General features: G+C 65.0%; 14 protein-coding genes. 9 read left to right on the top strand and 5 right to left on the bottom strand.

The window, feature by feature from the left end:
* Positions 1 to 10: 10 nt before the first annotated feature.
* Entirely contained in the window at positions 11 to 748 is a 738-nt protein-coding gene (locus E5222_RS14855; protein WP_136694581.1) for an alpha/beta hydrolase, read from the bottom strand.
* A gap of 300 nt (positions 749 to 1,048) precedes the next feature.
* Here E5222_RS14855 and thrS point away from each other — a divergent pair, with 300 nt between their 5' ends.
* The gene (gene thrS / locus E5222_RS14850; protein WP_136694580.1) at positions 1,049 to 3,049 is read left to right on the top strand and encodes a threonine--tRNA ligase; all 2,001 of its coding nucleotides are present in this window, start codon (positions 1,049 to 1,051) and stop codon (positions 3,047 to 3,049) included.
* Between the two features lie 14 nt (positions 3,050 to 3,063).
* Positions 3,064 to 3,789 carry a sulfite exporter TauE/SafE family protein gene (locus E5222_RS14845; protein WP_136694867.1) on the top strand — a complete coding sequence of 242 codons (726 nt, stop codon included), beginning with the start codon at positions 3,064 to 3,066 and terminating at the stop codon, positions 3,787 to 3,789.
* Here the strand turns inward: E5222_RS14845 and E5222_RS16860 are convergent, their stop codons facing one another.
* Genes E5222_RS16860 through E5222_RS14835 form a run of 3 tightly spaced genes read right to left on the bottom strand, consistent with a single transcriptional unit; the run spans position 3,790 to position 6,633 of the window.
* Positions 3,790 to 3,912, bottom strand: a complete 123-nt coding sequence (locus E5222_RS16860) for a hypothetical protein (RefSeq protein ID WP_281276787.1) — start codon at positions 3,910 to 3,912, stop codon at positions 3,790 to 3,792. It lies immediately after the preceding gene.
* A 59-nt stretch (positions 3,913 to 3,971) separates the two neighbouring features.
* Positions 3,972 to 4,952, bottom strand: a complete 981-nt coding sequence (locus tag E5222_RS14840; protein ID WP_136694579.1) for an agmatine deiminase family protein — start codon at positions 4,950 to 4,952, stop codon at positions 3,972 to 3,974.
* Positions 4,953 to 4,956: 4 nt separating this feature from the next.
* Entirely contained in the window at positions 4,957 to 6,633 is a 1,677-nt protein-coding gene (locus E5222_RS14835) for a M28 family metallopeptidase (RefSeq protein WP_136694578.1), read from the bottom strand.
* A gap of 80 nt (positions 6,634 to 6,713) precedes the next feature.
* On the opposite strand from E5222_RS14835, the gene E5222_RS14830 reads away from it, so the two are divergent.
* The 5 genes from E5222_RS14830 to E5222_RS14815 all read left to right on the top strand — a co-directional run bounded on the left by E5222_RS14830 (position 6,714) and on the right by E5222_RS14815 (position 11,492).
* The gene (locus tag E5222_RS14830) at positions 6,714 to 9,131 is read left to right on the top strand and encodes a [protein-PII] uridylyltransferase family protein (protein WP_342773189.1); all 2,418 of its coding nucleotides are present in this window, start codon (positions 6,714 to 6,716) and stop codon (positions 9,129 to 9,131) included.
* Entirely contained in the window at positions 9,109 to 9,372 is a 264-nt protein-coding gene (locus E5222_RS16895; RefSeq protein WP_342773188.1) for a hypothetical protein, read from the top strand. The genes E5222_RS14830 and E5222_RS16895 overlap by 23 nt, the downstream gene beginning before the upstream one ends.
* Positions 9,369 to 9,842 (top strand): peroxiredoxin, encoded by a 474-nt coding sequence (locus tag E5222_RS14825; RefSeq protein WP_136694577.1) that lies wholly within the window; start codon positions 9,369 to 9,371, stop codon positions 9,840 to 9,842. The genes E5222_RS16895 and E5222_RS14825 overlap by 4 nt, the downstream gene beginning before the upstream one ends.
* A gap of 18 nt (positions 9,843 to 9,860) precedes the next feature.
* Positions 9,861 to 10,649, top strand: coding sequence for a ferritin-like domain-containing protein (locus E5222_RS14820; RefSeq protein WP_136694576.1), 789 nt, complete (start codon positions 9,861 to 9,863; stop codon positions 10,647 to 10,649).
* A 156-nt stretch (positions 10,650 to 10,805) separates the two neighbouring features.
* Complete coding sequence (locus E5222_RS14815) at positions 10,806 to 11,492, top strand: M23 family metallopeptidase (RefSeq protein ID WP_136694575.1); 687 nt, start codon at positions 10,806 to 10,808, stop codon at positions 11,490 to 11,492.
* A gap of 84 nt (positions 11,493 to 11,576) precedes the next feature.
* Here E5222_RS14815 and galU read toward each other — a convergent pair whose 3' ends face one another.
* Positions 11,577 to 12,452, bottom strand: a complete 876-nt coding sequence (galU, locus tag E5222_RS14810; RefSeq protein ID WP_136694574.1) for a UTP--glucose-1-phosphate uridylyltransferase GalU — start codon at positions 12,450 to 12,452, stop codon at positions 11,577 to 11,579.
* Positions 12,453 to 12,586: 134 nt separating this feature from the next.
* Here galU and E5222_RS14805 point away from each other — a divergent pair, with 134 nt between their 5' ends.
* Both E5222_RS14805 and E5222_RS14800 read left to right on the top strand, forming a co-directional pair.
* Positions 12,587 to 12,826, top strand: coding sequence for a hypothetical protein (locus E5222_RS14805; protein ID WP_136694573.1), 240 nt, complete (start codon positions 12,587 to 12,589; stop codon positions 12,824 to 12,826).
* Positions 12,827 to 12,889: 63 nt separating this feature from the next.
* Positions 12,890 to 13,393 carry a DUF305 domain-containing protein gene (locus E5222_RS14800; RefSeq protein ID WP_136694572.1) on the top strand — a complete coding sequence of 168 codons (504 nt, stop codon included), beginning with the start codon at positions 12,890 to 12,892 and terminating at the stop codon, positions 13,391 to 13,393.
* Positions 13,394 to 13,399 lie beyond the last annotated feature (6 nt).

Genomic DNA, 13,399 nt, shown 5'->3' with positions numbered 1-13,399 from the left:
AGCTTCCGGGTCAGTGGATCGAGGCCATCGTGCGCAGCAGCAGCGCGATATCGCTGTCGCGCGAGAGGCGGTGGTCCCCGCCCTTGACCAGCACCACCTGCACATCCTCTGAACGCAATGCGTCACTGAGGTCGAGCGAGGTCTGCGGCGGCACGTCGGCATCCTCCTGCCCGTGCAGCAGCCGCACCGGGCAATCGAGCGGGATCTCGCTCTTCAGCTGCCGCTGCGCCTGCCCGTCCGCCCAGAAAGCGGGATGGGTGGGCATTGGATCATAGCCGTAATCGCTCTCCTCATAGACGGTCTCGCCGCGCTTCAGCGCCGCCTTCTGGTCCTTGTCATAGCCCCAGCTGGTGAAATCGGGGGCGGAGGCGATGCCGACGAGGCCCGCGATCCGATCGCCCAGTTCGCGCGCCGCCAGCAGCATCAGCCAGCCGCCCATGGAGGAGCCGACAATCACGATACGCTCATTCGCCAGCACTTCGTCGGCAAGGCCCACGACTTCCTCGCACCAGCGCGACAAAGTGCCGTCGGCGAAGTCGCCCGGGCTCTCCCCGCAGCCCGAGTAGTCGAGCAGCAGGCATTCGCGCCCGGCGGCCACACACCAGTCGAACACGGCAGTCGCCTTGCCGCCCGCCATGTCGGACATATAGCCGGGCAGGAAGACGATGGCCGGCCCGCTGCCCGGCGTGTGGCGATAGGCGATGCGGCGGCCCGCGATCTCGGCGAATTGAGTGTCTGTCCCGGTCATGCGGGCGGCAACATGGACCCTCAAATGCGGCGCGCCAAGGGGGCCTATGCGCCGGTTAGTGACTTCGCAGCAATCGCGCCCTATATGGGCAGACATGCCGCAAGCACGCATCACCACCACGACTACTACCACCCCGGTTCGCCGGGGGCGGTCGGTCGCGGCCTGATACGCGACTGCCGCCGCCCGGCTTCGGGCGGTGCGGCGTCACCCTCCCGAAGCTGTCTTGAACCCGACGCCGCCCCTTCCGGTGCGCGCCGCTCTGTGCCATGGCGCGCCCAAGAGAATTGAGAGCGAGTTTCGATGAGCGAGTTGTTGAAGATCAGCCTTCCCGATGGTTCGGTGCGCGAGATGCCGACGGGATCGACCCCGGCGGATGTCGCGGCGGCAATCGGCCCCGGCCTTGCCAAGGCCGCGATTGCGGCGAAGGTGGATGGCGAGCTGCGCGATCTCAACCGGCCGTTTGACGGCGATGCGGAGCTGGCGCTGGTCACGTCTCGCGATGAGGAAGAGGCGCTCGAACTCGCCCGCCACGATTATGCCCATGTGCTGGCGGAAGCGGTGCAGGCGCTGTGGCCCGGCACGCAGATCACTTTCGGCCCGGCGACCGATGATGGCTTCTATTACGACGTGATGGCTCCCGCCTCCCGCGAACCCTTCGGCATGGACGACCTGCCCGCCATCGAGGAAAAGATGCGCGAGATCATCAAGGCGGACAAGCCGCTGACGCGCGAGGCATGGTCGCGCGAAGCGCTGATCGACACGTGGAAGAAGCAGGGCGAGCATTTCAAGGCCGAATGGGCCGCAGAGCTTCCCGATGGCGAAGAACTCACGGTCTATTGGTCTGGCGAGGACTGGATGGACATGTGCCGCGGCCCGCATCTGCCCTCCACCGGCAAGCTCGATCCGCAGGCCTTCAAGCTGATGCGCGTCGCCGGGGCCTATTGGCGCGGTGACCAGAAGAACGCGCAGCTGACGCGTATCTACGGCACGGGCTGGCTCAACAAGAAGCAGCTCCAGGGACACCTCACGCGGCTGGAAGAGGCCGCCAAGCGCGACCATCGCAAGCTGGGCCGCGAGATGGACCTGTTCCACTTGCAGGAAGAAGCGCATGGCTCGGTCTTCTGGCACCCGAACGGCTACAAGATCTGGCGCGAGCTGGAAGCCTATATGCGCCGCGCGATCGATGCGGCGGGCTATCAGGAAATCAAGACGCCGCAGGTGATGGATGCGCGCCAGTGGGAGCAGTCCGGCCACTGGGGCAAGTATCGCGAGAACATGTTCGTCATCCCCGACGAGGTGCCGAATACGGAGGATGAAGGCGAAATCATCAGCGGCGATGCCGACTGGATGGCGCTGAAGCCGATGAACTGCCCGGCGCACGTGCTGGTCTTCAAGCAGGGCATCACTTCCTATCGCGACCTGCCGCTGCGCCTCTATGAGAATGGCTGCTGCCACCGCAACGAACCGCATGGTGCCTTGCATGGCCTGATGCGCGTGCGCCAGTTCACGCAGGACGATGCGCATATCTTCTGCCGCGAGGACCAGATCGTGTCCGAGGTCCGCGCTTTCTGCGAGCTGGCCGACCGGATCTACAAGGATTTCGGCTTCACCTACGAGATCAAGCTGGCCCTGCGCCCCGAACAGCGTTTCGGCAGCGACGAGGACTGGGACAAGGCGGAGGCCGAATTGCGCCAGGCGGTGGTCGATGCCGGCATGGCGACGGAAGAATTTGGCTGGGAAGAACTTCCCGGCGAGGGCGCCTTCTATGCTCCCAAGCTCGAATGGCACCTCACCGATGCCATCGGCCGCACCTGGCAGGTCGGCACGATCCAGTCCGACCGCGTGCTGCCCGAACGCCTCGATGCGACCTATATCGGCGAGGATGGCGAGAAGCACCGCCCGGTCATGCTGCACCGCGCGATCTTCGGTTCCTACGAACGCTTCATCGGTATCCTGATCGAACACTTCGCCGGTCGCCTGCCCGCATGGCTCGCGCCGGTGCAGGCGGTGGTGGCGACGATCGTGTCCGACGCCGATCCTTATGCCAAGGAAGTGGCCGCGAAGCTGGAAGCGGCGGGCATTCGCGTCGAGACCGATTTCCGCAACGAGTCGATCAATTACAAGGTGCGCGAGCACTCGGTTGCCAAGGTTCCCTACATCCTCGTGCTGGGCAAGCGCGAGGCGGAGGAAGGCACGGTCGCGCTGCGCACACTGGGTGAGAAGCAGCAGCAATTCCTGCCTGTCGAGGAGGCGATTGCGTTGGTTACCGGCGCGGCCACCGCGCCCGACAGGAACGGCTGACCTTCTTGCCCGCGATGCCGCCCGAAGCATGGGCCGCAGCCATCGCCGCCGCGCTGGCGGCGGGCTTTGTGCGCGGGCTGGCGGGCTTCGGGCTGTCGGTCGTGCTGGTGCCGGTGCTGCAGCTGGCGATATCGCCGCAGGTGGCAGTGTTCGTCGGGCTGGTTTCGCTGTTCCTGATCGGCCTCACCGATATCGGCCGCATTCGCCGCGATGCGGACAAGTCGGCTATTCCCATCACCGTGATCGCCATTGCCGCGACGCCGCTTGGCATGTGGGCGCTGACCGCGCTCCCGGCGGATTGGGCGCGTGTGCTGATCGCGATGGTCTCGCTCGGTGCCTTCGTGCTGGTGGTTATCCCGCTCGGGCGAGTGAAGCTGGCACGTCATCCGGCGATGGCGATTTCGGGCGTGGCGACCGGCTTCCTTGGCGGATTTGCCGGAATGCCGGGGCCGGGCATGGGGCCCTTCTATCTGCGCGGGCGGCTGGAACCGAAGGTGGCGCGGGCGAGCATGATGGCGATCTTCCTCCTCCTCACCCCGCTATCGGTGGCCTTCTTCCTCTGGCGCGGCGTAGCCACCTGGCAGGACATGCTGCTGGCGCTCGCCCTGTTCGTGCCGGTGCTCATCGGGGACTGGTTCGGCCACCGCGCCTTCGGCCGCGTCAGCGCACGGCAATGGCAGGCGGCCACCGCACTGGTGCTGGGCAGTGCGGCGACTATCGCGGTGTCGCGACTGGTCTGATCAGAAGGGAAGGACCTGGCCGGCCGCAATCAGCGCGCAGCCGCAAATGGTCACGATCGCGAAGCGGATCGCTTCGGCGCTGCGAGCGGCATGGGCGCGGGTGAGGGCAATGGCCTTGGTCATCCCGCCACTTTCCGCTGCAATCCCTAACAAAAAGTTAACAATCCATCATGCCTTGGGCCTCATGCCCGCGGCACGTGCTGGCTGCAGCAGTGGAAGCTGCCGCCGCCGGTCAACACCGCATTGGCAGGCCGTCCGACGGTCTTTCGGCCCGGGAACAGCGCGCCTATCGCCTCCACCGCCGCATCGTCTTGGCGCGAGCCATAGGTCGGCACTACCACCACGCGGTTGGCGATGACGAAATTCATGTAGCTGGCAGGCTCCACATCCTTGCCTCCTCCCATCGCGCCGGGTGAGGGAATGCGCGCAACTTCCAGCCCGAAATTGGCCGCGCGCTCTGCCGCATCCTCATAGGTGTCGGCATTGGGATCGCCATCGTCCATGGCCTTCGGGATGGCGATCCTGCCGGGCCCGTAGAAGCGGGCGAGGTTGTCGACATGGCCATCGGTGTGATCGCCGAGCAGGCCATTGCCGAGCCACAGAATACGCTTGAAGCCGAGGTCACGCTCCAGCCGCCGCTCGATATCGTTGCGCGAGAGCTTGGGATTGCGGTTGGGATTGAGCAGGCATTGCTGCGTGGTCACCACAAGTCCCGTGCCGTCGGTGTCGATGGCACCGCCTTCGAGGATCCAGTCCGCCTTGCCCAAGTCCTTTAGCTTGCCGGCCTTGACGAGTGAGGCGCCGGTTTTCTGGTCGCCCTTGAGCACATATTTCTCGCCCCAGCCGTTGAAGCCGAAGCGCCGTGCCGCGCGGCCGCCCTTGCCGAGCAGCGTCAGCGGGCCGGTATCGCGCAGCCAGATATCGCCATAGGGATGGTGCTCGAAGATGATGGAGGGATGGGTGAGCTGGCGCGCGGCGGCCGCGCTCTCTTCGTCGCGGACCACCATCCGGACCTGCTGCCCGCTCCTGGCGATGACATTGGCGAAGGTGGCGACCTGCCGCTGTGCGGGAACCAGATCATCCTCCCACAAATCGGCGGCCGCGGGAAAGCCGATCCAGATCCATTCCTGTTCGGCCCATTCGGCGGGCATGGCGTATGGCATGGGCTCAGCAGCCTCCCTCGCCAGCGCAGCTGGCATCGCGGATCATCCGGAATTCGTCCTGCGGATACCAGTTGGGCCAGTCGCTGCGATTGCCCAGGTCGCGGCCGATTGCGTAGTAGAGTTCGAGGTCCATCATCACACCGCGCCAGTCCCAGCTCTCGTTATATTCATCGTCCGGCCCATGATAGGCATGGGCGGTGTATTCCTCATCCATCGCCATGCCTGCCTCCGTGCCGCCATCGACCAGGTCGATCCCGGCCTTGAGGTAGATCATCGGCACACCGCGCTTGGCGAGGCCGAAATGGTCGGAGCGGTAATAGCGCCCGGCCTGCGGGGACGAATCGGGCGAGAGGACGCGGCCCTGCGCCGCCAGTGCCTCGGTCACCACGAAGTCGAGCTCGCTCTTGCCCGAGCCGATCGAGATCACGTCGCGTGCGGGGCCGGTCACATGGAGCGCATCGATATTCACCCCGCCGACCGTCTGCGACAGCGGGTAGATCGGGTTGGCGCCGTAATATTCCGCGCCCAGCAGGCCGGATTCCTCGGCGGTTACGGCGAGGAAGACCTGCGAGCGCCCGGTGCCGCCGGCCTCCTTATGCGCTTCGGCCAGCGCGATCAGCGCGGCGGTGCCGGTGGCATTGTCGATCGCACCATTGCAGATGTCGTCGCCTTCTTCATTGGGCGTGCAGCGGCCGAGGTGATCCCAATGCGCGGTGTGCAGCACATATTCGTCCGGGCGGCTATTGCCCGGCAGCACGCCCACCACGTTGCGCGAGGTGAAGCGGCGGAAATCGTTGTCGAAGGAGGTGGAGACGGCGAGGTTCATCGGAACCGCCTCGAAACCCGGCTCACTCGCGGCGGCAGTCAGCGCTTCCATGTCGAGCCCCGCGGCATCGAACATCGCTTTCGCCGCATCGAGTGTGATCCATCCGTTCATCGCCGTCTGGTCCATCCCGCCGGTGCCGGTATCGGCATAGGCCTGCGGGCCAGACCAGCTGCTTTCGACAACGTTCCAGCCATAGGCGGCGGGGAAATCCTCGTGAATGATGATCGCGCCGGTCGCACCCTGGCGCGCGGCCTCCTCATACTTGTAGGTCCAGCGCCCGTAATAGGTCATCGCGCGGCCGTTGAACGGGCCTTCCAGAGTTTCGGTGGAATAGTCGGGATCGTTGACGAGGATCAGTGCGGTCTTCCCGCGCATGTCCACGCCTTCATAATCGTTCCAGCCCTTCTCCGGCGCATTGATGCCGTAGCCAACGAAGATGAGCTCGCTTCCATTGATCGCCGTACGCGGCATCTGGCGGTAGCTGACGCCGACCCAGTCTGTGGCATAGTCGAAGGAAAGGGAGACACCGCCACCTGAGAGCTCCAGCGGCGCGAAATTGCTACCGGTGATCTCCACCAACGGCACGTCCTGGAACCAGCTGCCGTCATTGCCCGGCTCAAGGCCGGCAGCGGCGAATTGCTCGGCCAGGTAGGCAATAGTCAGCCCTTCGCCGCGAGTGCCGGGTTCGCGGCCCTCGAACTCGTCGGAAGCCAGCGTGCGCGTCGCTTCCTGCATCGTTGCGAGCGAGATTCCCGGTGCGGCGGGCGGGGGCAAAGTGGCGGTGGTGGTGCAGGCTGCGAGCGAGCCGGTTGCGATGATGGACAGGAGATGATGACGTCTGGGGAGCGTTTGCATGGCGCCCATCTGGCAAACTGTGGGCCCTGCGGCAAGCGCTGGCTTGTGCCACGCGAAAAGAGGTTGCAGGGAAGGCTGCGATGACTGCCGATTGGGACAATGCCCTGCGCCGTGCACGTGACCATGCGCCGTTTCTGGCGCTGGCGATGAAGCGCCTGCCGCATCTTGCTGAACTCCTTGAACAAGGGCGCGCCGACGAGGCGCTGGCGCTGGCCAAGGCGGTGGATGAGGGCGACCTCGGCAAGGCGCTCAGGATCGAGCGGCTGGGCCTGGCACTGGTGCTGGGGGTGGGAGACCTCGCCGGGCATTTCCCACTGGCAAGAGTCACTCTGGAGCTGTCGCAATGCGCCGACCGCGCGCTCGACAAGGCGATTACCCATGTGATCGCACGCCGTGTTCCCGATGCCGAAGCGCGGGGCATGACCGCCATCGCCTTGGGCAAGCAGGGGGCGGGCGAACTCAATTACAGCTCGGACATCGACCCGATCCTGCTGTTCGATCCGGAAACGCTGCCCCGGCGCGAGAAGGACGAGCCGGGCGAGGCGGCGCAGCGCTATGCCCGCGGACTGGTGGAGCTGCTCGCGCACCAGACCGCCGACGGCTATGTCTTCCGCGTCGATTTGCGGTTGCGTCCGGCATCCGAGGTCAGCCCGCTGGCGATCAGCTTTGCCGCCGCGATGAGCCATTACGAATCCTCGGCGCTCGCATGGGAACGGGCCGCCTATATCCGTGCGCGCGTGGCCGGCGGGGACGTAGCGGCGGGCGAGGCTTTCCTCGACCAGTTGCGCCCCTTCATCTGGCGCCGCAGCCTCGACTTCACCGCGATCGAGGAGATCCGCCGCCTCACTGCGCGCATCCGCAAGGCTTATAGCGGCCCGCTGGAGCCTGGGGCGGGTTTCGACCTGAAGCGCGGGCGCGGCGGCATTCGCGAAGTCGAATTCTTCGCGCAGACACACCAGCTGATCTATGGCGGGCGACTACCTTCGCTGCGCCATCGGGGGACGCGCGCCGCGCTCGATGCGCTGGCGGCGGAAGGGATCATCAAGGGCGAGGATGCGCTGGTTCTGGGCGAGGCCTATGACCGGCTGCGCGAGGTCGAGCACCGCCTGCAGATGGTCGAAGACCGGCAGACGCATGAGATACCTGCCAAGGCGGAGGCGATCGACAATGTTGCCCGGCTCGATGGGCTGGCCGACAGCGCCGCGCTGCTGGCTGAGTTGAAGGAGGTCTGCGCCGGTGTGGCCGAGCGCTATGATTCGCTGCTGGGTGATGACGAGGAAATTGCGGTCGCTTCGGCCGGGGCGTCCGCACCGCAACTGCCCGTCGATTTCCTGCGCCATGTCGAGCGCTGGAAGGAGACGATCCGGGCGCTGAAGGGCACCGAGGCGCGGCTCGCGCTCGATGCAATCCTGCCGACATTGCATGAGGCATTGAGCCATGCCTTCGATCCCGCGCGCGCCATGGCGCGGTGGGAGACGCTGCTCTCCCGCTTGCCGACCGCGATCAACCTCTTCCGCCTGTTCGAACAGCGCCCCGGCCTGCTCGAACAGGTGCTGCGCGTGCTGACGCTCGCGCCGCCGCTGGCCGATGAGCTGGCGCGGCGGGTGGACCTGCTCGATGCGCTGATCGATGCGAGCGCGCTCGACCTGCCGGAGGATGTTGCGACGCTGGCGGCGCGCATGGCGGCAAGCGAGGAGGACGATTACGAATCGCATCTCGACCGTGTGCGGCAGATCGTCGGGGAGGAGCGCTTTGCCCTGGGCGTGCAGCTGATCGAGGGCGCGCATGACCCGCTCGATATTGCCGAGGGGCTTTGCCGCGTGGCTGAGGCTGCGCTGCAATCGGGGGCAGAGGCGGCGATTGCCGAGTTCGAAGGCAAGCATGGCCGTATCGAGGATGGCGAGTTGCTTGTGCTCGGCCTCGGGCGGCTGGGCGGCGGGGCGCTGACCCATGCCTCCGATCTCGACCTCATCTACCTGTTCGACGCGGAGCCGGGCGCCGAATCGGATGGGCTCCGCCCCCTCACCACATCGCTCTATTTCAATCGCCTCGCCACGCGGGTCACTGCCGCGCTCAGTGTGCCGACGGCCGAAGGCGCGCTGTATGAAGTGGATACGCGGCTGCGACCGCAGGGGAACCAGGGGCCGCTCGCGGTCAGCCTCGAAAGCTTTGCGAAATACCAGCAAGAGGATGCCTGGACCTGGGAGCATATGGCGCTGTGCCGTGCGCGCCCACTATTTGGTCCGGATGCGGCGCGCGCGCTTGCGGCAGATCGTGTGCGATGTGCTGGAGGCCCCACGCGATCCGGCGGTGCTCAAAGAAGATGTCCTGAAGATGCGCGGAGAGATGGCGCGCCACAAGCCACCGCGTGGGCCGCTGGACGTGAAGCTGCTGCGCGGCGGGCTCGTCGATTGCGAATTCCTCGTCCATTATCTGCAATTGCGGGAGCGGATTGCGCTTGCGCCGGGTATCGAGGTGGCGATTGCCGGATTGGTTGAGGCGGGGCACCTGCCTGCCGGTTTCGGCGAGCATTTCTCGACCCTCGCCCGCCTGCTGATCGCCGCGCGCCTGCTCGCGCCCGAAGGCGAGCCGCCACCGCCGGCGGCCCGTATTGCCCTGGCCAAGGCCTGCGGGCAGGAGAGCTTCGAGGCGCTGCTGGCCGGGTTTGGCGAAGCGCGCCGCGCCGTGGCCGCGCAATGGGTCCACCATTTTGGACAGGAACTGGAGATAGACGAATGAGCACCCGCCCCGATGTTGGAGACGCCATGCCCGACGTGGCGATGGAAACCCCCGAAGGCGGCACGGTGAAACCGTCCGATTTCAAGGGCGGCAAGCTGGTCGTCTTCTTCTATCCCAAGGACAACACGCCCGGCTGCACCACCGAGAATATCGACTTCTCCGCGCTGGCGAAGGATTTCGAGAAGGCGGGCACCAGCCTGCTAGGCGTCTCCAAGGATTCGGCGAAGAAGCACCAGAACTTCATCGCCAAGCATGATTTGAAGGCCCCGCTCGCCAGCGATCCGGAGGAAAAGGGTCTGGCCGATGCGCTGGGGATCTGGGTCGAAAAGAGCATGTATGGCCGCAAATATATGGGCATGGAGCGCTCGACCTTCCTCGTCGATGCCGACGGCAAGATCGCGCAGGTCTGGCGCAAGGTGAAGGTTAAGGGCCATGCCGCCGAGGTGCTGGAGGCGGTCAAGGCGCTGTAACCGCGCTGCCTGACGGCAATGAGCGATCTTTCGACAGCCATCCGCGCCACGCTGCTGACCGGCGAGCCGCGCGCCAAGGTCAAGGCGACGCGCCAGCTGGTGCGCGACTGGCGGCGCGGGCGGCTGCCCACCGGCTTTTCCGCGCCAATGCCCGACAGGCCGCGCTGGCCGGACCGGCTTCAACTGCTGCCGCCATCGCAAATGCCCAAGCGCGGGCGCGGCGGATCGGATAAGAACCGCATCGCCCTGTGGCATTCGCTGGCGCATATCGAATTCGCCGCGATTGACCTGGCGCTCGATATGGTCGGGCGATTCGGTGGAGAGATGGACGAGGCGTTCATCGCCGATTTCCTCCACGTCGCCGCGGACGAAGCGATGCATTTCGCTCTGATCGAACGGAAACTCGCGAGCATGGGCGCGTCCTATGGCGACTTGCCGGTGCATGACGGGCTGTGGAGTGCCGCGCAGGAAACGCAGCATGACGTGGCGGCGCGGCTGGCCGTCGTGCCCATGGTGCTGGAGGCGCGCGGGCTCGACGTTACCCCGGCAACGCTGGAGCGAGTTCGCGCGCAAGGCGATGAAAACGGGGCGAAAATCCTCGAACGAATCCTTGACGATGAAATCCGCCACGTGCGCGCGGGATCAACCCATTTCGCGCGGATTTGCGTTAAGAGAAGAGAAGTGCCGGAAAAGCATTGGAAATTTCTGGTGCGGCGCCATTTCCGAGGCAAACTTAAACGACCGTTCAACGACTCAGCGCGTCTTGCTGCCGGTTTGTCGCGTGACGCGTATCACGGTCTTGCTTAATTAACTTTTCCCCGCATACCTCCTAATCACGCAGACGGGCGAAGGTTCCCGACTGTAGGAAGATTTTCGGACGGGAGGCCCTTTTGAAAGGGCAAATGGGGTCCGGCGAAAGAGTTGACGGCGCGCCGAAAGGTGCAAGCAAAACAAAGGGATCGTATGCTCGTCAAAACCGCAATCGGTATCGCCGCTGCCCTCGGTATGGGCGCGACGCCCGCCCTCGCGAAGGAAGGCATGGCCTCCGCCGCTACCCAGATCGCCAGCAGTATCGATCAGGCCGAAGCCGGCCCCGCCGCTGCGTCGGACGAGGAATTCGGCGCGCTGTTCGCCAGCTGGGAAGCGCTGGATGATGGCGGCCGCATCACCTCCAGCGGCGAAATCGCTCCTGCTCCGCGCAACAGCGTCTCGGTTCCCTCGCGCATGCCGGTGGAAGGCGTTCGCCTGACCAGCGGTTATGGCATGCGCAACCACCCGATCCTGCGCCAGCGCCGCCAGCATAATGGGGTTGACCTGGCCGCCGGGCACGGCACGCCGGTCTATGCCACCGCCGATGGCCGCGTGGGCCGCGCGCAGTGGTTCGGCAGCTATGGCAATTACGTCCAGATCGAACATGGCGGCGACTTGCAGACGCGCTACGCACATCTGTCGTCCTACACTGTTGCGGCGGGCGAGCGGGTGCAGAAGGGCGACCTGATCGGCTATATCGGCTCCACCGGCCGCTCGACCGGTCCGCACCTGCATTACGAAGTCCGCCTCGATGGGGAGCCGGTCGATCCGATTCCCTATATGACCGCGCAATATGCCGATCTCGATCACGGCGAAGGCGCCGTCGGCGGGCCCGAATAAGAACAATCCCTGGACGGGAATGGAAAAGGCGGCAGTCCCCTGCCGCCTTTTTTATGTTCATTGCCGGCCGGTCAGGCCCGCGTGTCAGCCTTCCAGCAGCCGCTTTGCGATCGCGCGCACTTCCTCGCCCATATCGTCACGTTCGAGCGCCAGGGCCAGCGTCGCTTCGACAAAACCCGTCTTGCTGCCGCAATCGAAGCGGCGGCCGGCGAAAGTCACTGCGTGGAAGGGCTGGTTGCCGATCATCCGCGCCATGGCATCGGTCAGCTGGATTTCCCCGCCCGCGCCCTTGCCCTGCGTTTCCAGCGTGCGCATCACTTCGGGCTGCAGGATATAGCGGCCGGAGATGATCTTGTTCGACGGTGCTTCGGCGACAGGCGGCTTTTCGACCAGCCCCTTTACCTCGGTCAGTGCGCCGTTCTCTGCCCCAGGGTCGATCACGCCATAGCTGGAGACCTCGTCCTTGGGCACTTCGAGCACCGAGATGAGGTTTCCGCCCACTTCATTATAGGCTTCCACCATCTGCGCCATGCAACCGGGCTCGCCCACCATCAGCTCGTCCGGCAGCATGATGGCGAAGGGTTCGTCCCCCACGATGGCGCGGGCGCACCAGATCGCGTGGCCCAGCCCCATCGGCACTTGCTGGCGCACGGTGATGATATCGCCCGGCGTCGCCCTTGTCGGCCCCAGCACGTCGAGCGACTTGCCGCGTTCCGACATGGTGCTTTCCAGCTCGTAGGCGACGTCAAAGTGCTCGACGATCGCCGTCTTGCCGCGGCCGGTGACGAAGATCATCTGCTCGATCCCCGCCTCGCGCGCTTCGTCCACCGCATACTGGATCAGCGGCCTGTCGACGATCGGCAGCAGTTCTTTCGGAATGGCTTTGGTCGCAGGAAGGAAACGTGTGCCGAGGCCCGCGACGGGAAACACGGCTTTGCGGATCGGTTTCTTTTCGCTCATGCACAATAGGGATAGGGCGGCATTCGGCGCGGTCAACTGCCATTTGCGTCGAAGGAATAGTTGGCCGCATTCGAAACGTTTTCCCGAACCTTTTCGCGTTTCGCTCGTTGATCGCGAAAGGAAGGAGCAAGACCATGCTTTTGAAGACCGCATTGCTCGGCGTCCTGGGATTTGCCGGGTACAAATATTACGAGAAGCACAAAGGCCGTCAGAACGAGGCGTTCGCTGAAGGCCAGGCAGGCGGGGCCAACTTCGCCCAGATCCGCGATGCCGGTCCCGAGGCCATGGCGGACAAGCCGAAGCGCGAATGGACCAAGGTGGACGAGGCGGCGGACGAAAGCTTTCCCGCCAGCGATCCCCCGGCCAATTACTGACGCCGCGGGCACCGAACGACGAAGCGGGCGGAACCCTTTGCAGGTTTCGCCCGCTTTTTTGTCATGGATAGCAAGAACGACAGCAAATCACCCTACCCCCGCTTCTTCGCGATGACCGCCAGTTCGGGCGTGCTGATGTACGGACTGATGTATCTCCACACCTATGCGTGGGATCACGTCTTCTTCAGCCAGACGCGCCTGTGGATGACGCTCATCATGGTCGCCGTAATGGCGGTGGTGATGCTCACTTTCATGCTGGGCATGTATCGCAACAGGGCGATGAACCTGGCGATCTACGGCGGCGCTATTTTGCTCTTCCTCGCCTCGCTGGGGCTGGTGCGCAGCCAGGAAACGGTCGGCGACATCGCCTATATGAAAGGCATGATCCCGCATCACTCGATCGCAATCCTGACCAGCCGCCGCGCCCATATCAGCGATCCGCGCGTGCGCGAGCTCGCCAATGGAATCATCGAGGCGCAGGTTCGCGAGATCGACGAGATGAAGGCGCTGATTGCCGATATCGAAGCCAATGGCGATGCGCCGGGAGAGCTCGCTCCGGTCCGGTAAAGCGGA

The organism is Alteraurantiacibacter aquimixticola, from assembly GCF_004965515.1.
Lineage (GTDB): Bacteria > Pseudomonadota > Alphaproteobacteria > Sphingomonadales > Sphingomonadaceae > Alteraurantiacibacter > Alteraurantiacibacter aquimixticola.
This window is presented reverse-complemented; position numbering and strand designations above follow the sequence as displayed.

Coding starts and splice junctions, on each gene's coding strand:
- E5222_RS14855 (WP_136694581.1), bottom strand. CDS start 748: ATGACCGGGACAGACACTCAATTCGCCGAGATCGCGGGCCGCCGCATC.
- thrS (WP_136694580.1), top strand. CDS start 1,049: ATGAGCGAGTTGTTGAAGATCAGCCTTCCCGATGGTTCGGTGCGCGAG.
- E5222_RS14845 (WP_136694867.1), top strand. CDS start 3,064: ATGCCGCCCGAAGCATGGGCCGCAGCCATCGCCGCCGCGCTGGCGGCG.
- E5222_RS16860 (WP_281276787.1), bottom strand. CDS start 3,912: ATGACCAAGGCCATTGCCCTCACCCGCGCCCATGCCGCTCGCAGCGCC.
- E5222_RS14840 (WP_136694579.1), bottom strand. CDS start 4,952: ATGCCATACGCCATGCCCGCCGAATGGGCCGAACAGGAATGGATCTGG.
- E5222_RS14835 (WP_136694578.1), bottom strand. CDS start 6,633: ATGCAAACGCTCCCCAGACGTCATCATCTCCTGTCCATCATCGCAACC.
- E5222_RS14830 (WP_342773189.1), top strand. CDS start 6,714: ATGACTGCCGATTGGGACAATGCCCTGCGCCGTGCACGTGACCATGCG.
- E5222_RS14825 (WP_136694577.1), top strand. CDS start 9,369: ATGAGCACCCGCCCCGATGTTGGAGACGCCATGCCCGACGTGGCGATG.
- E5222_RS14820 (WP_136694576.1), top strand. CDS start 9,861: ATGAGCGATCTTTCGACAGCCATCCGCGCCACGCTGCTGACCGGCGAG.
- E5222_RS14815 (WP_136694575.1), top strand. CDS start 10,806: ATGCTCGTCAAAACCGCAATCGGTATCGCCGCTGCCCTCGGTATGGGC.
- galU (WP_136694574.1), bottom strand. CDS start 12,452: ATGAGCGAAAAGAAACCGATCCGCAAAGCCGTGTTTCCCGTCGCGGGC.
- E5222_RS14805 (WP_136694573.1), top strand. CDS start 12,587: ATGCTTTTGAAGACCGCATTGCTCGGCGTCCTGGGATTTGCCGGGTAC.
- E5222_RS14800 (WP_136694572.1), top strand. CDS start 12,890: ATGGATAGCAAGAACGACAGCAAATCACCCTACCCCCGCTTCTTCGCG.